The sequence below is a fragment of the Pseudovibrio sp. W74 genome (assembly GCF_001623085.1).
Lineage (GTDB): Bacteria > Pseudomonadota > Alphaproteobacteria > Rhizobiales > Stappiaceae > Pseudovibrio.
On record NZ_LMCJ01000008.1, the window covers coordinates 77,917 to 95,313 of the forward strand.

General features: G+C 51.1%; 25 protein-coding genes and 1 tRNA gene. 13 read left to right on the forward strand and 13 right to left on the reverse strand.

Annotated features, from left to right (window positions below):
- Positions 1 to 25 precede the first annotated feature (25 nt).
- From PsW74_RS06755 to PsW74_RS28600, 5 genes are read right to left on the reverse strand one after another with little or no spacing between them, the layout of a single operon-like run.
- On the reverse strand, positions 26 to 754 hold the full coding sequence (locus PsW74_RS06755; RefSeq protein ID WP_063288666.1) for a hypothetical protein: 729 nt from the start codon (positions 752 to 754) through the stop codon (positions 26 to 28).
- Between the two features lie 14 nt (positions 755 to 768).
- Positions 769 to 1,182 (reverse strand): hypothetical protein, encoded by a 414-nt coding sequence (locus PsW74_RS06760; RefSeq protein ID WP_063288665.1) that lies wholly within the window; start codon positions 1,180 to 1,182, stop codon positions 769 to 771.
- Positions 1,175 to 1,831 carry a hypothetical protein gene (locus PsW74_RS06765; protein WP_063288664.1) on the reverse strand — a complete coding sequence of 219 codons (657 nt, stop codon included), beginning with the start codon at positions 1,829 to 1,831 and terminating at the stop codon, positions 1,175 to 1,177. Before PsW74_RS06765 ends, PsW74_RS06760 begins: the two co-directional genes overlap by 8 nt.
- Complete coding sequence (locus PsW74_RS06770; protein WP_063288663.1) at positions 1,828 to 2,724, reverse strand: helix-turn-helix domain-containing protein; 897 nt, start codon at positions 2,722 to 2,724, stop codon at positions 1,828 to 1,830. Before PsW74_RS06770 ends, PsW74_RS06765 begins: the two co-directional genes overlap by 4 nt.
- Positions 2,725 to 2,775: 51 nt before the next feature.
- The gene (locus PsW74_RS28600) at positions 2,776 to 3,018 is read right to left on the reverse strand and encodes a hypothetical protein (protein WP_063288662.1); all 243 of its coding nucleotides are present in this window, start codon (positions 3,016 to 3,018) and stop codon (positions 2,776 to 2,778) included.
- Between the two features lie 77 nt (positions 3,019 to 3,095).
- On the opposite strand from PsW74_RS28600, the gene PsW74_RS06775 reads away from it, so the two are divergent.
- Positions 3,096 to 3,884: a hypothetical protein gene (locus tag PsW74_RS06775; protein ID WP_063288661.1), complete on the forward strand. Its 789-nt coding sequence runs from the start codon at positions 3,096 to 3,098 to the stop codon at positions 3,882 to 3,884.
- Here the strand turns inward: PsW74_RS06775 and PsW74_RS28840 are convergent.
- Both PsW74_RS28840 and PsW74_RS06780 read right to left on the reverse strand, forming a co-directional pair.
- A complete protein-coding gene (locus PsW74_RS28840; RefSeq protein ID WP_193775954.1) occupies positions 3,866 to 4,036 on the reverse strand; it encodes a hypothetical protein in 171 nt (56 codons plus the stop codon). The two genes, PsW74_RS06775 and PsW74_RS28840, sit on opposite strands and share 19 nt — an antisense overlap.
- 94 nt (positions 4,037 to 4,130) lie before the next feature.
- A complete protein-coding gene (locus tag PsW74_RS06780; protein ID WP_063288660.1) occupies positions 4,131 to 4,901 on the reverse strand; it encodes a site-specific DNA-methyltransferase in 771 nt (256 codons plus the stop codon).
- A gap of 113 nt (positions 4,902 to 5,014) precedes the next feature.
- On the opposite strand from PsW74_RS06780, the gene PsW74_RS06785 reads away from it, so the two are divergent.
- Both PsW74_RS06785 and PsW74_RS06790 read left to right on the forward strand, forming a co-directional pair.
- Positions 5,015 to 6,139, forward strand: a complete 1,125-nt coding sequence (locus PsW74_RS06785; RefSeq protein ID WP_063288659.1) for a pentapeptide repeat-containing protein — start codon at positions 5,015 to 5,017, stop codon at positions 6,137 to 6,139.
- A gap of 197 nt (positions 6,140 to 6,336) precedes the next feature.
- The gene (locus PsW74_RS06790) at positions 6,337 to 7,473 is read left to right on the forward strand and encodes a pentapeptide repeat-containing protein (RefSeq protein WP_193775953.1); all 1,137 of its coding nucleotides are present in this window, start codon (positions 6,337 to 6,339) and stop codon (positions 7,471 to 7,473) included.
- 47 nt (positions 7,474 to 7,520) lie between these two features.
- Here PsW74_RS06790 and PsW74_RS06795 read toward each other — a convergent pair whose 3' ends face one another.
- From PsW74_RS06795 to PsW74_RS06805, 3 genes are read right to left on the reverse strand one after another with little or no spacing between them, the layout of a single operon-like run.
- Complete coding sequence (locus PsW74_RS06795) at positions 7,521 to 8,042, reverse strand: hypothetical protein (protein WP_063288657.1); 522 nt, start codon at positions 8,040 to 8,042, stop codon at positions 7,521 to 7,523.
- Positions 8,039 to 8,533 (reverse strand): hypothetical protein, encoded by a 495-nt coding sequence (locus tag PsW74_RS06800; RefSeq protein ID WP_063288656.1) that lies wholly within the window; start codon positions 8,531 to 8,533, stop codon positions 8,039 to 8,041. The genes PsW74_RS06795 and PsW74_RS06800 overlap by 4 nt, the downstream gene beginning before the upstream one ends.
- Before the next feature lie 18 nt (positions 8,534 to 8,551).
- A complete protein-coding gene (locus tag PsW74_RS06805) occupies positions 8,552 to 8,791 on the reverse strand; it encodes a hypothetical protein (RefSeq protein WP_063288655.1) in 240 nt (79 codons plus the stop codon).
- Positions 8,792 to 9,104: 313 nt separating this feature from the next.
- Between PsW74_RS06805 and PsW74_RS06815 the strand changes: the two genes are divergently transcribed.
- The 9 genes from PsW74_RS06815 to PsW74_RS28605 all read left to right on the forward strand — a co-directional run bounded on the left by PsW74_RS06815 (position 9,105) and on the right by PsW74_RS28605 (position 13,397).
- Positions 9,105 to 9,383, forward strand: a complete 279-nt coding sequence (locus PsW74_RS06815; protein ID WP_153041702.1) for a helix-turn-helix transcriptional regulator — start codon at positions 9,105 to 9,107, stop codon at positions 9,381 to 9,383.
- Between the two features lie 342 nt (positions 9,384 to 9,725).
- Positions 9,726 to 10,394 carry a hypothetical protein gene (locus PsW74_RS06820; protein ID WP_063288653.1) on the forward strand — a complete coding sequence of 223 codons (669 nt, stop codon included), beginning with the start codon at positions 9,726 to 9,728 and terminating at the stop codon, positions 10,392 to 10,394.
- A 111-nt stretch (positions 10,395 to 10,505) separates the two neighbouring features.
- Positions 10,506 to 11,054, forward strand: coding sequence for a hypothetical protein (locus tag PsW74_RS06825; RefSeq protein ID WP_063288652.1), 549 nt, complete (start codon positions 10,506 to 10,508; stop codon positions 11,052 to 11,054).
- A gap of 70 nt (positions 11,055 to 11,124) precedes the next feature.
- Positions 11,125 to 11,394, forward strand: coding sequence for a hypothetical protein (locus PsW74_RS06830; protein ID WP_063288651.1), 270 nt, complete (start codon positions 11,125 to 11,127; stop codon positions 11,392 to 11,394).
- A 3-nt stretch (positions 11,395 to 11,397) separates the two neighbouring features.
- Entirely contained in the window at positions 11,398 to 11,682 is a 285-nt protein-coding gene (locus PsW74_RS06835; RefSeq protein WP_063288650.1) for a hypothetical protein, read from the forward strand.
- The gene (locus PsW74_RS06840) at positions 11,679 to 12,311 is read left to right on the forward strand and encodes an HNH endonuclease (protein WP_063288649.1); all 633 of its coding nucleotides are present in this window, start codon (positions 11,679 to 11,681) and stop codon (positions 12,309 to 12,311) included. The genes PsW74_RS06835 and PsW74_RS06840 overlap by 4 nt, the downstream gene beginning before the upstream one ends.
- A gap of 32 nt (positions 12,312 to 12,343) precedes the next feature.
- Positions 12,344 to 12,610 carry a DUF2312 domain-containing protein gene (locus tag PsW74_RS06845; RefSeq protein ID WP_063288648.1) on the forward strand — a complete coding sequence of 89 codons (267 nt, stop codon included), beginning with the start codon at positions 12,344 to 12,346 and terminating at the stop codon, positions 12,608 to 12,610.
- A gap of 2 nt (positions 12,611 to 12,612) precedes the next feature.
- A complete protein-coding gene (locus PsW74_RS06850) occupies positions 12,613 to 13,185 on the forward strand; it encodes a hypothetical protein (RefSeq protein ID WP_063288647.1) in 573 nt (190 codons plus the stop codon).
- An 8-nt stretch (positions 13,186 to 13,193) separates the two neighbouring features.
- On the forward strand, positions 13,194 to 13,397 hold the full coding sequence (locus tag PsW74_RS28605; RefSeq protein ID WP_153041701.1) for a hypothetical protein: 204 nt from the start codon (positions 13,194 to 13,196) through the stop codon (positions 13,395 to 13,397).
- Here the strand turns inward: PsW74_RS28605 and PsW74_RS06855 are convergent.
- The 3 genes from PsW74_RS06855 to PsW74_RS06865 all read right to left on the reverse strand — a co-directional run bounded on the left by PsW74_RS06855 (position 13,394) and on the right by PsW74_RS06865 (position 15,283).
- Complete coding sequence (locus tag PsW74_RS06855) at positions 13,394 to 14,689, reverse strand: tyrosine-type recombinase/integrase (protein ID WP_082830499.1); 1,296 nt, start codon at positions 14,687 to 14,689, stop codon at positions 13,394 to 13,396. The two genes, PsW74_RS28605 and PsW74_RS06855, sit on opposite strands and share 4 nt — an antisense overlap.
- 132 nt (positions 14,690 to 14,821) lie before the next feature.
- Positions 14,822 to 14,898, reverse strand: a tRNA-Arg gene (locus PsW74_RS06860).
- Between the two features lie 79 nt (positions 14,899 to 14,977).
- Positions 14,978 to 15,283: an ETC complex I subunit gene (locus PsW74_RS06865; RefSeq protein WP_057465385.1), complete on the reverse strand. Its 306-nt coding sequence runs from the start codon at positions 15,281 to 15,283 to the stop codon at positions 14,978 to 14,980.
- Positions 15,284 to 15,870: 587 nt separating this feature from the next.
- Between PsW74_RS06865 and PsW74_RS06870 the strand changes: the two genes are divergently transcribed.
- Positions 15,871 to 17,361: an inorganic phosphate transporter gene (locus tag PsW74_RS06870; RefSeq protein ID WP_193775952.1), complete on the forward strand. Its 1,491-nt coding sequence runs from the start codon at positions 15,871 to 15,873 to the stop codon at positions 17,359 to 17,361.
- The last annotated feature ends 36 nt before the right edge of the window (positions 17,362 to 17,397 follow it).

Sequence of the window (17,397 nt, forward strand, 5' to 3'; positions counted from 1 at the left end):
AGGCTGTCAAATCCTGTGGGTCAGATCAAGCCGCACTCTCTAAATAGTTCAGTTTCAAGCTACGTCGATCAAACACAGGCGCTTGAAAATACTTGAGTTTGTGAGTTTTCAACAATGGCAGCGCCTCTGCGATGATCTCTAATGCTGCGCACCAGTAGGTGTAAGTTTCGAGCAAAAACGCCTCCAAATCACTTTCAACAGTAACCACTTTCAAGTCACAGGCCTGCCCCGCACGACAACCCGGCCCGTCATAGCCAACCGGTTTCGGCAGCTTTGTGCCTGGGCGTACAAACAACTCCTCATTTTCCCGCCAATAACTCATGGCAATACGCCCTGCCCGATCGTAGCGTACTTCCAGTTTCTGCCCGGCCACTGCAGGCTTTTCCGGTTGTGTTTGCGTAGAGGCGTAATGGATGAGTAGACCAGCTGCAAAAGCACAGTCTTCCGACTGGAGGGCAAACCGCATCACCGTGCTATGGACCGCCTCAGCATCAGGGTGCAGGTCCACATGAGATCGACCACCACCATCCACGAAGGTGCCGAGTGTCAGGTATTGTTCCAATCCCGGCATGGAACAGCGCGAACCAAGGTGACGTGCCTCGTCCTGGTTTAAAATGTCCATGTGCGCCCGCTGTGTGGCGTAGGTCCATTCCAGCAAGCTCACCAGATCAATCACGCGCACTGCGGAACGTTGCTCAACTTCTGCCTTAACGCGTGCTGCATAGCGTGGAGTGGATGTAATTGATTGAGCCATATGATGCCCTCGCCTTAAGCTGCAATCTGGATCTGGCCGATGTAAGCCTGAAGCTTCGCTACACGATGAGACGCAGCTGTATCATCCGAGCGATCTACCAGCACATCATGCGTAAGAGCCAACCCACTGCGAAGCATAGCATCCACGTCCTCACGAGAGGCATCTCCCAATGAGATAGCAATTTCATCCATAGCCTCGCCTTTCGCGAAGCCCAGAACAACCAGAGCGGCAGAACACCCGAGCAACAAGGTCAAAGCATGCAGCTGCGGTGTGCTTTGAGGGGTAGAGACTGCAAGCCAATCACGCCCCTCATCCTGCACACCAGCCAAGCCAGCCAGAAGCAAAGCCAGTTTTTTGGCTGCAGCTATTTCACTTCCTGAAAGCGTGACAGAGCGATCAAACTCAATTGGAAACCTCTGTTCAGACATAGCTTTCTCCTTCCACTGGGTCAGCAGCCAACACCGCTTCGCTGATCTTTTCAGCAAAACGATCACGGCGCGCTTCAAATGCATTCCACATGATTTTACGAGGGTGACTGGCCGGCAGTTGTTTGCCCTGCCACTTCTCACCAAAAAACGCTCTCAGTTCCGTTTCTTCATCCTGCTCATGTCGTCTTTTACGAGCATGAGCACCCACCACCAGCTGTTCGATCTGGGTCTCATCAGGCATACGGTGATGACGTTTGATGAAGTCCACCAGATCCCCCTGCCATTCGCCGTCTATAGCGGCGATTGCAAGGCCAGCATCCTGAGCCACCAGAATACGCACTGCCGCATCTTCAGGCAGTCCATACTGTTCCTTCCCAGCGCGCCGATCCCGCTTTGCTGCGGCAGAGCGCTCCCGTGCAACTTCCTCACATGCTTCCTGACATCTGCCCGGAAATGGCCAGCTGCGAGATGTTGCACGGCGAGATATCCGCTCAGACGCTAGCGTTAGAACATCCGCATTGAACCCTTCCAACCTCCTGCAAAGGTCTGAAAAGTAGTCTTTTTCTGATGCACCAGTCGTTTTGCTGAACGTGCCCTTTAGTGGATTTGCGAAATATTCAATAACGGGGTGAGTTTGGGATGTGCTCATAGCGCACCTCTTGCTGCGTACTCCACATTCAACTCATCCAAAGCTGCATCGCACCTCGCACGAGATGCTGCTAGCTCCCGCGCTCGCTTCTCTGCAGCATGCGCTCCAAAACTCTTGTAGTTCGGGTTGATTTCCGAGAGTTCTTTGCGGGAACTCATCGCAGAAAAGACAGCTTTGGTGAAATAATTCAAACTGTTAGGCACAACCCGCGCCCGCTCCAACACAATCGCAAGTGCCGGTTTCACGTCTTGTTCAAGGTCACAGCCTTTCGCAAACCAGCCCATAATCGGGTTTGTTCCGTCTGCCATGCGGGTCACATCCAACCCCGGCTTCAGCCGCGCAAGTGTGGTTACAACCTCGTTTACGTAGTGTTTAAACCGCTTAGCTGCCTGCACTTGCGCCTGAGAGGGCACATCAGATCGCCCCTCATTCGCCCTACTCGCAGCCGCATCTTCATCATCAATCGTTATTAATAATTCGTTCTTATAGGTGTCCGTCTGAGCGGACAGGGACTGTCCGTTTTTATATCTTTTTTCTTCCAGATTCTGAGCCTCTTCTTCGAGGTCAGGCTCAAACAGATCCGCCTGATCTGGGACAGGTATATCCTTGTTCACCACACGGTAGACGAATGAGCAGTTTCCACCATCTCTGCGTTTCCCGCCACGACGCTCCAACCAGCCAGACTTCATGAGACGCTGGATAGCGCGCACCACCGTTGTACGACCGATACGGAGGAATCTCGCAATCTTCACCTGTGAGCGATAGCAAATGCCGTGTTTGTTGGTTGAGCAGCAGATAACGCCCATCACTTGAAGGTCACGCGGAGAGAGATCAGGGTCGGCAAAGATACCGATCGGCATGTAAGACCATTTACGCTCGTCAGTAGCTGTCATGGCACACTCCAAAAATTTGAAAAACTTGAAATGAACGGGAGGGATACACGGCTAAACAAGCCTCCCTTGCTTTGGTGGTCGCGGAGGTGGTGGCGTGCGTCTGGCAGCATCCAGATCCACCTCATATTGCTTTGCGTGCTCAGGGCAGAACCACAGCTGCACACGCTTACCAGCCTCATCGCGGCTGTAACCACGCGAGCCCCATTTGTTGCAATTCTGAGCCATGCAAGAATGTTCTGAGTGACCTGTGGTCGTTGTTTTAGGGGCTTTACTGCGATCGATCTTGAGAGTCATGCTGAACACCTCCTAACTAAGGGGCACGCCTGATGACAGATTTGGTTAAAGATACCGCTCAATAGATGGAGGATTAGATGCGGTTTAGTTTTCCCGTTACCTTCGCATGCGCAGTTTTCCTCGGGACCATCTACATTTTTGTGTTCATCGACTTCAATACACTGAGGGCTGGTCTCTGTGCCGGTATACCATCTGTGGAGCCGATGGCCTGTATGAGAGCATGGCTTGGAGCGACAAGCGGTTGGTTCGCTGTCTTTGCAGCCGCAGCCACTATCTATGTCCTTCTCAACCACACGAGGGAGATGCGGCGTAGTAATCAGTTTTCTCAATTTTCGCATCTCTCTCAAATCAAGGGTGCCCTGGCACCCGAATTCGATTTGCGGAGGCATGATAATGAGGTCAGATCTGCGTACTACAAAATAACTGGGACAGCAGTACTTGATCGCGAAAAAATTCGTGAGTTCCTCCGCCTTCTGATTGAACTCTTGAGACTTATTAACGAGAATAATGGGAATGCTAACAAGTACTTCCCAGAAGACATTCTCGAGTATAGATCTGCACTTCGCAATTACTTGATTGGCTACATTGAAGGCTGGGAAATTTCTCAACTTGTTCATAGCGATAAAGAAGATAAAACTTCTCTTAGCACTGAAAGAGCCCGCACTTTCTGGCGGCATCTTAAGTTGGTTAGAAATAACAAAGATCTGAAGAACATCCACGGCCCAGGTGAAGTTTTCTTCCTTTGTATGATCATGACAAAACTTGACGCCTTCATGAGGGTCGCTTTTGAGTTTGAAGAAAACTTGAAGCAAGAACGACGGAAAAATAGCAACGAAATTAACTCCCATCACGCACCACCTTTTTGAGGTTGGTGCTCGATGAGTTTCATGATGCTGTCTTCAAAGAAGTCTTTTTGCTCTTGCTTTTCAAGGATTGCCGAGACAACTGGCAGGCCTCGCTTGAAACAGAGTTGCCCCGCTGTCTTCACCCCAAAGGTTTGCCGTGTTCCTGAAATCATGCGCACCACCTATTGAAAGTGTTAGGTTGCTCTTTTAGTTCGGCCTGCAACGCAAAAGTAAGCTCTGTGCCAGTTTGAGGAGAGCGGCGGTTCATCAAACCATCTCCAGTGACAGTGGCATAGTGCTCGTCTGTTCTCGCAAAAAGAGGTCTTCTCCCAGTGCTTTTTCTATCCGGCGGCAGGCCAGGTCGAAGTATTTGGGGCTCTTTTCAATGCCAATGAACTGGCGCTCTTCGCGCAGTGCTGCGATGCCGGTGGAGCCGGAGCCCATGAACGGGTCCAGGATCACCTCGCCCTTGTTGGTGAAGTCCCTGACCAGATCAGTCATGAGTTTGAGAGGCTTTTCAGTGGGGTGCGTCCCTTCACGAGACTTGCTGTTAGTGTTGCAGGTCCAGACGCCGCGCTTTCCGCCGCCGTTCCAGCGGCTTCCACCCTCACCTGCCCAGACAACCACAATCATCTCGGCACCCATGGCCGGGCATCGCCCGTTGAACTGAGGCGCCGCATCCGGCTTCACCCATACGCAGGCGCGCTTGTAGTTTGCTCCAGCGGCTTCCAACACATCACGCCAGGGCGCGACACCCTCAGGCGTGCAGAAGAACACCACCCAGCCCTGAGATTTCTGACATGCAAGCACCGCGACTTCCTCGCGGATTTCATCGATCGCCGCAAAGTCCAGTCCGTCCAGTTCTCTACCGCCATCCTTGCGCAGGACACGGCTGCCCTTCTTGGTGTTGTGCATGTGCTGCTCATAGGGCGGATCGCCGATAACGTGGTGCACTCGTGGCAAATCAGGCATCACATCGCGGCAATCACCGAGATAGAGCTTAGCAAGACCAAAATCCTCAACACGAAACGCACTCATGCAGCCATCCTCCAGTTATCTTGGGAGGGGCAGAGCACGCCAGTTGTAGACTCAGCGGACTGCACCTTAGTGTGCAAGGCGGTTAAGTTGTGTTGTTTTGAGAGCTGAGATTGATGGCATTGGAAAAAGACAAACCCGTAGTTAAGGGGATTACCATCAGCTATCGAACATTGGGGAAAGTGGCTTGCCTCATTTTTCTGGCAACCGCTATTCTCGCAATTGGCTTTTGGCCAGACATCATGTCGTTGAAGTTCTGGGGCGGCAGCGACCCAGCTTTTGGTGACATCTTCCGCAATATCGGTTGGATCTTGGTTGGCGCAATTGGCCTTGTCCTTGCTTATGAACGGACCAACACAGCATCCAGACAAGCAGACATCTCCAACGATCAGGCTGTGATAGCAAACGAACAAGCTAAAACTGCGAACAAGCAAGCCGAAACAGCGATGGAAAATCTGAAGTTGGCTGAGAAAGGTCACAACCTCGATCGCTTCGAAAAGTCCGCGGCACTCATGGGCAAAGAGGATTACCCCTCGAGGCTTGCTGGATTGACCCTTATGTTTGAGCTCGCCAAGGAACACCCAAAAGAATATTACCTTCTCGCACAGAAGCAATTTTGCGCACTTATACAGCTCACTGGACGAGAAGTTTCTCAAATCAAAAAACGTAATGACGATGTGTCGGAAAAGAACATGTCCTCCGAAGACCATCTGGAGATCCACGCAGCAAAGAGGCTTGGACAGGAAGCACTTACGTACTTCAGCAAGCTGCGGATAGATCACATTAAACTCGAGGAATACTGGACTCCCGAAATGATCGGAGCCCAGTTTTCTGAACTCGAAGACATCGACGTCAAACTGCAGCTGCAAGGTGTGAACTTGAGTCACGCTAGTTTTAATAAGTCCAAAATCGTGATGGGAAACTTCAGGGCTGCCATCCTGTACAACTGTTCTGTCGAGGAAGCTACCTTCTACAAATGTGATTTTTCTCATGCGAGACTGCGAGAGATTATTCAGTTCAAAAACACATGCAGAACAACAGGCTCCACTTTCAAGGGAGCATTCTTCTCCACGAACAATCCTAGAGCGATGAGTTACTCTTTCTCCTGTTTCTTTCAAGAAGCTAGCACTAAGGGCCTGTGTATCGCAGAAAAGGATATTCGATATATTGACCAGGAACACCAAGGCACTGTGACCATTTGCGATGAAAACGGCAAACCTAAGCACTTCAAACCCGCCTAACACACTCATGCAGCCGCCCTCCAGTTATCTTGGGAGGGGTGGAGCGCGCCAGTTGTAGACTCAGCGCGGCGCGCCTTAGTGTGCAAGGCAGTTATTTTATGCTGTTTTGAGAGTTGAGATTGATGGTGAGATTTAAACACTGGTTTGGCAAGGTAGGCTGGTTTCTGCTCTACACTCTTGCAGTCATCGCAATCTCTGTGTGCACGTTCATCGCCATAGACTACGGCGCTGCTTTCTACAGGCAATATCCGGGTTATTTCACGCTTTGGTATTGGGGGGGCTTCAATGCTAGCCCTGCCGAAGTCTTGCGTAACATCGGCTTGATGTTGGTTGCAGCAATCGGGTTGCCTTTTGTTGTCTGGCGAAGCTTCACAGCTCACAAGCAAGCAAAAACAGCAATCTCGAACCTTCGGCTTGCAGAAAAAGGTCACAACAATGACCGCTTCAGAGAAGGTGCAAAGTTGCTTGCAGAGGATAACGTAGCCGTTGCTAGTTCTGGAGTGTTTTTGTTGGCTGATCTCGTCAGGAACGCTGATGAGTATTTTCCGGTCGTTCAAGAGACACTTGAGCAGTACGTACGCAAGAGAAATATTGACCGCAGCATCTTTAAATCGGATAGCCCAGTTCCGGATACCGCTTTTTTTCTGGATCAAAGCGCAGCTATCAGAACACTTACTGAACTTCGGCAAGCAAGAGATTGGAATAGTCTGGAACTTCTTGATCTCGCGAACACAAATATGGATTGCGTTGAGTTCAATAAGTCTAAGAGCATCCACTTTTACAATTGCAGGCTTGATAATTGCAGTTTTAGAGGGCTGCTGCTTCCCTTTGCCAACTTTGAAGGTGCAATGCTCAGGGCTGTAGATTTCTCCGGAGCTGACCTGTCTGGAGCAAACTTCAAAGGAACTAAACTGGTCGATGCTGAGAATGTTCGCGGTACTTATCTTAACTGCTTCGGTATCTACCTTTCGATTAAGCTGCAGCTGGATCAGCAAACGAGCAGCGACATTCTCCAGTTCAAAAATTTCGTCAACGCATATGAACTTGCTCCAGAAGATACGCTTAATCCGCGACAGCAAACCCATGCGCTCACGCGAATTCGCTTGCATCACGCCAACAGTATCAACCGCATTTTGCAGTTCCAAAAAAACTCCGAGGCAGCAACCAAAACCTATGGAGAACAGCTGATTATTCCCGCTTTGTGCCAAATAGCTGACATTTGCCAGCACATTCCAATATTTAACAGTGCAAGTATTCCAAACGCTTCGATCGCTGCCCATTGGTCTCATCTGTTTGATGAAGACCAATGGGCAGCTGTTAATGTGATCAGTTAACTTAGAAAGATCAGACTGAAGTTTGGTGATTGGTTGGATTACCCCGCTCATGCCACCGCCCTCCGTGCATTTGTCAGTTCGCCTGGGCGGGGAGCGCCGACTTGTTCGCAGTAGCGCTGTGTGGCGAGTGAGACTGTGTGGACGCTGACGCCAGCCAGTGCGCCGATGGCCTCATAACTCAGGTTAAACTTGCATTTCAGCTCGTAGTAAAAGCAGCCGCGATAGAAGACATCTTGTTGGCGTTTGCTGCTGCTTGTGAACAGCCGCGCAACGTGAATGTCCATCATGCGCGCGATCCCAGTCGCGACTTCCTGCAAATCCTCCGGCAGCTGCTTAAACAACCTCATGGCTGCGCTTTCCGGTGTTTCTGCTGTGTCCCTCACCGGATGCAAAGCCTTTCCGCCTGCGACTGGAACACCGGAGAGAATGATGTGATCGGCTTTTTCGGTTTCAACCACATTTTTCACATCAGCCTCAGAGCAGCCGTAGATGGTGGCGATGCCGCGTGGGCTCATGTTGCGTTTGTGGTGCCGCATGATTTTTGCGCGAATTTCAGGGGAGCGGATCATAGGGCAACCTCCTGCTCAATCACTTCGCAGGTCTTGTCCAGCTTCACGGCGATGCTGATCAGCTCTGCGATTTCCTTACGAAGGTTATGGTTTTTCACCTCAGAGGCAGAGACCTTGCCGTCATCCCTGAGGCATTCCCCCACACGAGAGACAACATCAGCAAACTCCTTGGAGAGCTGGCCCATGTTGCCCACCCAGTCCGGCTCGCTGGCCTCGCGTGGCAGTTTGACCAGCGCAAAGCCAGACATGCGGGCCAGAACACGGGTGAGCAGCGGCTCGCCGGCCTCGTGTTCCAGATCTGCCAGCACATCAATGGGCATACCTTCAAGGTTTTGCGGGTTGCCATAGCGGGACAGCTGACTGGGAGAAACGCGGGTCACCATGCTGGTTGCATCCACTCCGCCGGTCATCTTCACCAGTTCCTTGGCGTAGGCGGCAAGCCGGACATAGTCAGACTTGGGGAGCGTGCGACCTGTGTTTGTGCCGGACATGCAAAATATTCCTCAATGTTATCGCTGACAGCGCTCAGGCAGTCTTGCAGACTGCCTGCCAGAACCTGATCCACGCGATGGATCACTCCACGCAGCGGAGCCAAGCTGATGCAGGCAAAGAAATGGAATTTGGAAAAGCTGGAACGCCACGCTGATCGGCAACAAAGCCAGAGCGGGCGAGAAGCAATCAACGCACACCGTTTTGCGCGCAGCTTTATGCTCATCATGAGGGAGGCGAGTGTCAGAGAGGAGAAACATGAGTGCCCTCCTCCGCGCTCTCAGGCGCTCGCTTCCAATTGAACATGCAAAGCGGAATTGGCTCCGACTGGCCCTGCTCTTTCGCCAGCTCAACAATCGGCAAATACCAAGATGCAGGAACACCTCGGGCACAAGCCGCCGAGAGTGCTTTGTCGCTTACCTTTAACTTCACTCGAAGAGCAGGTCGGCCCAATACAGCAAAGAGTTTTTTGATTTGCGTATCCATGCATCATTAAAAGCTACCAAATGTAGCATTTGTCAAGGATACATTTTGAAATTTCTACATTTAGTAGATTTATGCGACAGTGCGCCCATGGAAAAGACCCCAAAACAATTTCAAGAAATTGGCGAAAGGCTTCGCAAAATTCGCGAGCATACCGGCCTTAATCAGCAAGAGTTTGCTGAGAAGCACGGCTTTAACCGCACCAGGTACAATCATTGGGAGAATGGCATCCGGAGGATCTCATTGGACTGTGCATACGTAATACGTGAGACCTACGACATTACACTGGACTACATCTACCTCGGGCGAGAAGCTGGGCTGCCACAAACATTCCTGCATTCCATCTCGAAAAAGTCTGATAAAAAGTGAGGGCCACCCCTCACTTCACGCTAGTGAACCTCGCAAATACGGCATAAATTCAGACACACGATCGTTGCGGCAACATCTGGCAACCCCACGGTTAGGTCACATATATAGTCCAAAGACAGACCTGTAAGCCTCGCCGTATATGTTAAAATCTCAATTCTAATTTCAGAAAACATTCCGATACCTCAATGCTATCATTAAGCACCTGCAACATATGCAAGGCGCTTAAATGCGCACACAAAAGCTTGAAGTTATCGATAAAGCAAACGCCAGATACATGCGCTTTCCATACAACTTTTACGTGATAGATTACGAAGCACACTGACAATTTTCAGGAGTGATTCAATGTCTAATTTATTTAAGCTCATCGGCATTATAGCCTTTGGCTACTTCGTTTATTTCAACTTCCTATCTCAACCCAACCAGCAAGGCATCGCACAAGCGGAAGAGCTAATCTCGGAAGCTCTCATACCTCTACGGCTATTCGAGGCAAGGGAAACCGGAACAGCAACTCAACGACGAGCCCGACTGCGAGTAATTGAAACGTCTCTGACACCTTCGACACCAGTGGCCCGCGCGAAGGCAGTAGCAACAATAGCTCGAGAGGTCGGGCAAAGAGCAAACTTGGACTACATTGATGTAATTTTATATGCACGTGGCGTTGAAGCGGGCATGTTTGGCATCAATGTAGCCGTGGCCGAATACACTCTAAATATTGAAAAAATTCCATTTTCAGACGTCACATGGACCCTGAAGTCAAACGACTTCTCATTCACTGAGCAGCAAATTCAGATAATCAACGCATGGACCCTCCTCAGGAAGCACCATATTGATACCAACGGAGACCTGAACGAAGACAAGCTCAAAGAGCATATTGCGAAAGAGTTGGGACTCAATATCGAAGAAATCTCAATCCCCTATGGCCCTGGCCTCACCACTCAAGAATACATTGGCATCAAACCTACCGAAGAATACGGGGAACTTATCTCTCAAGCTGTTGAACTTGTAAGGTGACACTAGACGAACAGAACTAAAAAGCTACATTTTGTAACATTAGATATTGACATGCTACAATTTGTAGCTTTTATTGACCTCCATCAGCCATTCGCTTTTGGAGGTTTTTTCATGTCACCAGAATCCACCAACACCAACGGCGCTCAGCCTTGGCGATCTCTCTATTCAAACGTCCTAGATACACTGGACGCGACAGCAGCAGATGCAAGAAACCATTACATTGGTGCACCCTTACCTTTGGCTTATCAGCTGAAGCTTCAGGAAATCACCGGTAATGTTCGCGAGCTCGAGGCTATGGACCCGCGCAACACAGGGCTGCCTGCTGTGGTTGACCAGACCAAAGAGCAGTACGGCTTTTTAGAAGCCCTTCCGTTTAGGCTCTCCGACAAGGTTTATTGCCGTCACCTGCGCGCCACTGGCGAGATCAAGTCCATTGCCATCGCCGCAGATGAAGACCCGCAAGCGCGCATCGTCTCCCTGCACAACGGCAAGCTCACTTACAACTGGGTCAGCATGAATGATCTGGAAGCCCCTCTCCCTAAAAGAGAGGGCCCGCCTGCTCTGTTTATTGACAGCACCACAGCACAAAGCGTGTTGAGTGAAGCTCCCCTGCTCAGCCCAGCCTCACCTGCTGCCCAGCACCCCTCGTGCAGCAGGTGACCGGCGCGGGTGCTGCCACCAACATTTGCACCCGCGCCACCCTTTTCACGCAGGTACAGGAGATGTCTGCATGAGCTTATATCTGAGATTGATTTCCGAGACTGCCGGCCCGCTTCTTCAGCCAGTGGGCACAGCAGAACAGCAGGGCCACAAACTGCTTGACCAGATCGCCCCCAGCTTTGGCGAAATTGCCTTGAAACGAGAGGATCTGAAGCAGGTTCTGAAAGAGACGCCCGATGACAACACTGCCATCGCCGGCCAAATCCGAAACCTGCAGGACTTCTACCTCGATGGTTGGCAACGCTGCCAGCAAACACTCAACAAACTTGGACGGGGGTGAGCCATGAAAAACAAACTCATGGATTTGAACAATCATCTGTTTATGCAGCTGGAAAGACTGTCAGATGAAGATCTGGATGCCAACACACTTGAGCAGGAAGCAAAGCGCACAGACGCCATCGTCTCTGTCGCAGACAAGATTGTCCAGAATGCAGATCTTCAGTTCCGCTCCGCCAAACTTGTTGCTGAACACGGTCACGCACGCCGTTTTCTTCCCCTTATGGAGGTCGGTGACCAGCCTCAGGTTGAAAACAACAATCGCCCTCTGATTGAAGGGAAATCACAATGAGAGGGCGACGGATTTCCTACAGTCAGCAGGAACTGGATTGGGTCAAAGCCCGCTGCACGATGGACCGCAAGGTCTTGCATCAGCAGTTCTGCAATGCCTTTGGCCGCTCAGATGTTTCCCTTGCGAATTTGAGATCTCTTTGCAAACGCAACGGCTGGCTCACAGGGCGGTCTGGCCACTTCAACACCGGCCACACATCCTGGAACAAGGGCAAAAAGATGCCCTACAACGCAAACAGCGCACGCACACAGTTCCAAAAGGGCCAGCTGCCTCATAACGCTCAGCAACTGGGACACGAGCGCATTTCAAAAGAAGGCTACGTTGAAGTCAGCATTGATGAAACGAACCCTCATACAGGCTTTGAGCGACGCTACGTCCTCAAACACAAGCACCTTTGGGAGAAGACAAACGGAGCCGTTCCTGAAGGCATGTGCCTGAAGTGCATCGATGGCGATAAGACCAACACAGCGCCTTCGAACTGGGAACTCGTTCCGCGTGCACTCCTTCCCCGACTGAATGGCCGATTTGGCAGAGGCTACGACAAAGCACCAGCTGAACTGAAGCCAACCATCCTCACCATCTCAAGGCTGGAACATGCTGCTCGATCAGCGAGAAGCAATCAATCTTAGAGCCTTATCACCTGAAATCACGGAGCACCCAAATGGCAGATACAGGCGGCGTAGCAGTCGATCAACTCAGAGCCTTCATTGAACGCATTGAACGTCTCGAAGAGGAAAAGAAGATCCTCGCAGATGACATTAAGGACGTATACGCCGAGGCCAAAGGAAACGGTTTTGATGCCAAGGTCATGCGTTTGATTGTTTCCCTTCGCAAGCGCAAACCACATGAACGCGAGGAAGAAGAAGCCATCCTCGATCTCTACCTCCACGCCCTCGGCATGACAGGCCCTGTCGCGGAGGATGCATAAGCATGGCAGAGCCGATGAACTTCATTCCGTTGCCAGAGGGAAACTACATCAACCTGACACACCCGGCCTCCTCCAGGATCACCTGGCGCACTCTGGGCATTGTGTTAGGCCGCGTGGCTGCACTGCCCAATCTGACGGATGCGTTCCTCTCACAGGCGCAGTTCAACACAATGGCAGCGCGGTTCACACCGCGCGCCCTCCGCCCCCTGATGATGACGACCGGCCTGCAGGTCATCCTGGCACATCTGGCCTACACGGAAGCCGAATGCGATCAGGCTCAAACATTGCTGCATCGCCCAACCGGAGGCCTGTGTGAACTGGCAAAAGCTTTGAGTGAACTCATTCCGCGCCCGGACAAGCTGAGCATGGTTGAAACTGCCAAGCTGGAAGAGATCCGTCGTGCAGCGATAACGACCACCCTCAACCAACTCTCCCGCAGAAGCATGTCAGGCCCAACCCTGCCGCTCGCCTCCACCATCAAGCCCCAAAGCCCTGAAATGGCCGCCCTGGAATGGGCGGAGATGATGGAAAGCGCCGTTTCCAACTGCACACGCACAAACGAAGCTGCGGCTTAGGTGGTGATGTGAGAAAGGTTGCGATCCCCTTTGAACCTGATGTGAGCACTGAAGAGCTCATTAAAGCGCGTGGGATCGCGGCAACTATCGTAAAGAACTACGGTCCGGATTACCTTCCCGTTTTCAATCGTGTCCATGAACTCATTGAAGAGCGAGAGAAGCAGCAAAAAGAATTCAACCTTGCCCTTCAGTATGCATTGCCCGGCCCTTAAAGCGCAATTTTCCTAATTGCTTGCAGCTTCAGTTCCAAGCTGCCGCCCGGACCATATTTAGGGCGATTGTAGGCATGGCCCATCAACTCGACTCTGATGCGCTCATCCACTCCAGCTTCCAGCAGGTTTTCTTCAAACGCATGTCTGAGCGAGTAAACCGTATGCCGCTCGCTTTCTCGCAGCCCATTCTCTTCCAGATATTTATTGACTGTGTTGCTCCAGAGATCTGAATTCAGGAAGTATCTCTTCACACCTCCAGCATCTTTCAGTCGCTGCGCCGCCTCCAACGACACTCCGGTTAGCGGAATATCGCGGGCAGAATGTTCGGTTTTGAGCTTTCGCTGATACTCGCCGCCTTGATAGGCGCGAATCTCGAAATAAGGAATCGGCTCTTCAAGCATCAAATGCTCAGGCAGGCTGCCGATGAGTTCGGATGGGCGAACCCCAGTGTTGATCATGAATAAGAACACGTCACGAGCTTCATCATTGAGGCCATCGAGAACGCCTTGCACCAAAACCTTGTCACGCATCCAGCCTGGAGAAAAGGCAGAGCGTGGGGCTGCTATGGTCTTTTTCACGCGCATCCCTGCAAAAGGGTTATCCAGCTCCAGCTCGTGTATTAGCCCGTAGACCTGATAGATCTGCGCCAGATGCCCAATGTCTTTATTCGCGGAGACGGACGACTTCCCCTCATTCAACAAGCGCTCCACCCACCATTCACGCAATCTCTTTGCGTCATTGCGCGCCAAATCAAGGATCGGTTTATCTCCAACCAGGGCGATAAGATTGTTGATGGCCTTTAGGCGCGGATTTCTCCATTTACGCACCTGCTCCTCATTCATCCCGACACGCTGGTCTTTTGTGAAGTCGAAATACTCCTCAAAAGCGAGGCTAAGCTTCTTGGGCAGGATTTTAGCATTCCCCAGCAATGCTGGCACCAAGGGGTCTTCCTTCGCCTCCAGAGCCCCTTCCAGCTTCATGAGGCGGTCAATAAGGTCTCGCGGACTGTTGGAGATGAGATCTTCCATAGGCGCGTAGTTGAAGCCACTGGCATCCGCCAGCTCCCGCAGAGCACCAGCAAGTGCGTCCGCATCCGCAGTATTGCCCGCCTTGAGAGCCTCCCAATAGGAAATAAGCTGAGCCTCGATGGGCCCGGCCTTAGTAAGAGCAATCTCATGGCTGTCTGTATGGAGAGCTATGGTGACCCGGGAACGCGGATCATACCTCTGGTACCTCTTGGGTACCCTTTTGACGAAATAATATCTTCCACGATCACATGTAACTCCCATCATGACGCCCCAAATGTTACGGGATTTGTTACGGGAATTGTTACGGGATTGCCCAATTGTCGTCAAACGCGTTTACGTATCAATCGCACAAGCTATTGATTTATAAGTGTTATTTAGATTTTCAAGGAAGAAAAATGGCGATCCCTGCAGGATTCGAACCTGCGACCGTCGGCTTAGAAGGCCGGTGCTCTATCCAGCTGAGCTAAGGGACCGCTTTTGCAAGGGCGAGTGGATCGCCCGTTGCGTGGGATGTTTCATAAGGCCGTTAGAGAATAATCTCAATGCTGAAACTTAATGTGTCCACGGAGATAATCTGTCAAAACGGAAATTATCTGAATAGGATGCGCGGCGGTGCTTGCGTTTGCTCTCTTCATCAACACGGTAAGCAACATTGTTGCGTGTTGCGTAGGCGACCGCTTCTTCCTTGGTCGGGAACTTCAGCTTTACCTGCTGCTTCATATCACCTGATGACGTATAGCCCATCAGCGGATCAATGGATTTTGGGGACTGTGGATCGAACTCCAGCACCCAGTTGTTGGTTTTGGCTGTTCCGGACTGCATTGCAGTTTTGGCTGGATTGTAAATGCGAGCTACCATGTAACCTCTCTTTTTCGCATTGGATTCGGAAACACACTCTCCAACGCGATATACCAGTTTTCCTGTTTCTTCTCCAATTATGCCATTGGTGTCAATGCACTTGGTCAAGCTATACCGATTTCTCTTAGTAAATAGCTATAGATGCACTCATTGCGGCCTTAAGTGCAATAATTGCGCTAACCGGTGCAATAATTGCGGTTTTTATTTCCAGTATTACCGGACTTGACGTTGGGCGATTTTTAATTAAGAAATTGCGAAGCTTTCGTGATATTTCTGTGACTAGTTACTTCTCCAAAGTTTATAGGTAATTTTAACTTGAAATATACCGGAGACAAAACTAGTTTGCGCGCGAACTGAGCGTTCACTGGAAATAAAAGCGCTTGAAGGTAGCTTTAATACACAAAGTTCCTCGAGTGCTTTTCTGGTGCCCGCTCATTTGAGGGCAACACTGCCACATTCAATGATGTGCGCTCGCCTGCCTTTGTCCTGTGATGAAGGGTGGGTGCAAAATTGTAGTCAGGTGTTATGCCTGCTGCCAGGTGCATGAGAAACTACGCGAAGAAGACGCGGCGAAAAAAGTATACAGCATGTCTAACCTTAGAAAAAAGCCTACTCTAGACAAAGACTTAGATAAGTTTTCCAGGCTAGAGCTGGCCGGCAACGCAATGGCACGTCCATTGGTTGCTCCTGCGGTCGCATTTGTTTTTCTAATGTTCGCTATGGCGATGGCTGGTTTTTATGTCTCTGACCATCCAAACGCTATTATTATTGTTGCTGCTGCAGGTATTGGTGCCTATCTGGCGATCAATATCGGTGCAAATGATGTAGCCAACAATGTGGGCCCATCTGTTGGCTCTAAAGCTCTTACCATTGGCGGCGCCTTGCTGCTTGCTGCCATTTTTGAGAGCGCTGGCGCTTTGATTGCCGGTGGTGACGTCGTGAAGACGGTCTCCAAGGGCATTATCGACGCAACGCAAGTGACAGATTACACAGACTTTGTGAAGCTGATGCTCGCGGCGCTGATCTCTGCGGCTGTCTGGCTGAACCTTGCAACATGGATCGGCGCTCCCGTCTCCACCACCCACTCTATCGTTGGTGGCGTGATGGGCGGCGGTATTGCTGCTGCTGGCTTTGGCTCTGTCAGCTGGGGGACCATGTCGGGCATTGCAGCAAGCTGGGTCATCTCCCCGGTTCTTGGCGGTATTATTGCGGCCCTGTTCCTGGCCTTCATCAAATCCTTTATTATCTACCAACAAGACAAGATTGCTGCTGCCCGTCGCTGGGTGCCGCTGTTGATCGCGATTATGGCCGCTGCGTTTGCTACTTATCTGGCAATGAAGGGCCTGAAGAAGATCGTAAAGATCGACATTGAGGTCGCTCTGCTGCTTGGCGCAATTGCCTTTGTTGCTGCACTGGCTATTTGTCGTCCGTTAATCCGCAAGCAGTCTGAAGGTATGGAAAACCGGAACCAGTCCCTGCGTATCCTGTTCCGCTGGCCTTTGATTTTCTCCGCAGCGCTTCTTTCCTTCGCCCACGGTGCGAACGATGTTGCGAATGCGATTGGTCCTCTTGCTGCGATCGTGCACACCGTTCAGGAAGGTGGCATTGCGAAAGCTGTGACAATTCCTCTCTGGGTTATGCTGATCGGTGCGTTTGGTATTTCTTTCGGTCTGATGCTGTTTGGTCCTAAGCTGATCCGTATGGTCGGAGAGAAGATTACTAAGCTGAACCCGATGCGCGCTTACTGCGTCTCCCTTTCTGCTGCGATCACAGTGATCTTCGCGAGCTGGCTGGGACTACCGGTGAGCTCTACTCACATTGCCGTTGGCGCAATCTTCGGCGTTGGCTTCTTCCGTGAGTGGTACACAATGAAGTCCAAGCGTCGTATTGCTTTCGTGAAAGAAAGCACCGGCATGGAAAGCTATAAGCAAAACACTGTGAAAGAAGACGAAAAGCGCCGCATGCTGGTGCGTCGCTCGCACTTCATGACCATCATTGCGGCTTGGGTAATTACGGTTCCCTTGGCCGCAATCCTGTCAGCCGCTCTGTTCTACGTGCTGGATCTCTTCGTGTTCTAAGCAGGTTTCACAGTTGTACGATTTAAGAAGCCCGGA

Bases quoted from the DNA above. Each gene is read 5' to 3' on its own strand.
- PsW74_RS06755 (WP_063288666.1), bottom strand. From the start codon at position 754: ATGGCTCAATCAATTACATCCACTCCACGCTATGCAGCACGCGTTAAG.
- PsW74_RS06760 (WP_063288665.1), bottom strand. From the start codon at position 1,182: ATGTCTGAACAGAGGTTTCCAATTGAGTTTGATCGCTCTGTCACGCTT.
- PsW74_RS06765 (WP_063288664.1), bottom strand. From the start codon at position 1,831: ATGAGCACATCCCAAACTCACCCCGTTATTGAATATTTCGCAAATCCA.
- PsW74_RS06770 (WP_063288663.1), bottom strand. From the start codon at position 2,724: ATGACAGCTACTGACGAGCGTAAATGGTCTTACATGCCGATCGGTATC.
- PsW74_RS28600 (WP_063288662.1), bottom strand. From the start codon at position 3,018: ATGACTCTCAAGATCGATCGCAGTAAAGCCCCTAAAACAACGACCACA.
- PsW74_RS06775 (WP_063288661.1), top strand. From the start codon at position 3,096: ATGCGGTTTAGTTTTCCCGTTACCTTCGCATGCGCAGTTTTCCTCGGG.
- PsW74_RS28840 (WP_193775954.1), bottom strand. From the start codon at position 4,036: ATGATTTCAGGAACACGGCAAACCTTTGGGGTGAAGACAGCGGGGCAA.
- PsW74_RS06780 (WP_063288660.1), bottom strand. From the start codon at position 4,901: ATGAGTGCGTTTCGTGTTGAGGATTTTGGTCTTGCTAAGCTCTATCTC.
- PsW74_RS06785 (WP_063288659.1), top strand. From the start codon at position 5,015: ATGGCATTGGAAAAAGACAAACCCGTAGTTAAGGGGATTACCATCAGC.
- PsW74_RS06795 (WP_063288657.1), bottom strand. From the start codon at position 8,042: ATGATCCGCTCCCCTGAAATTCGCGCAAAAATCATGCGGCACCACAAA.
- PsW74_RS06800 (WP_063288656.1), bottom strand. From the start codon at position 8,533: ATGTCCGGCACAAACACAGGTCGCACGCTCCCCAAGTCTGACTATGTC.
- PsW74_RS06805 (WP_063288655.1), bottom strand. From the start codon at position 8,791: ATGTTTCTCCTCTCTGACACTCGCCTCCCTCATGATGAGCATAAAGCT.
- PsW74_RS06815 (WP_153041702.1), top strand. From the start codon at position 9,105: ATGGAAAAGACCCCAAAACAATTTCAAGAAATTGGCGAAAGGCTTCGC.
- PsW74_RS06820 (WP_063288653.1), top strand. From the start codon at position 9,726: ATGTCTAATTTATTTAAGCTCATCGGCATTATAGCCTTTGGCTACTTC.
- PsW74_RS06825 (WP_063288652.1), top strand. From the start codon at position 10,506: ATGTCACCAGAATCCACCAACACCAACGGCGCTCAGCCTTGGCGATCT.
- PsW74_RS06830 (WP_063288651.1), top strand. From the start codon at position 11,125: ATGAGCTTATATCTGAGATTGATTTCCGAGACTGCCGGCCCGCTTCTT.
- PsW74_RS06835 (WP_063288650.1), top strand. From the start codon at position 11,398: ATGAAAAACAAACTCATGGATTTGAACAATCATCTGTTTATGCAGCTG.
- PsW74_RS06840 (WP_063288649.1), top strand. From the start codon at position 11,679: ATGAGAGGGCGACGGATTTCCTACAGTCAGCAGGAACTGGATTGGGTC.
- PsW74_RS06845 (WP_063288648.1), top strand. From the start codon at position 12,344: ATGGCAGATACAGGCGGCGTAGCAGTCGATCAACTCAGAGCCTTCATT.
- PsW74_RS06850 (WP_063288647.1), top strand. From the start codon at position 12,613: ATGGCAGAGCCGATGAACTTCATTCCGTTGCCAGAGGGAAACTACATC.
- PsW74_RS06855 (WP_082830499.1), bottom strand. From the start codon at position 14,689: ATGATGGGAGTTACATGTGATCGTGGAAGATATTATTTCGTCAAAAGG.
- PsW74_RS06865 (WP_057465385.1), bottom strand. From the start codon at position 15,283: ATGGTAGCTCGCATTTACAATCCAGCCAAAACTGCAATGCAGTCCGGA.
- PsW74_RS06870 (WP_193775952.1), top strand. From the start codon at position 15,871: ATGTCTAACCTTAGAAAAAAGCCTACTCTAGACAAAGACTTAGATAAG.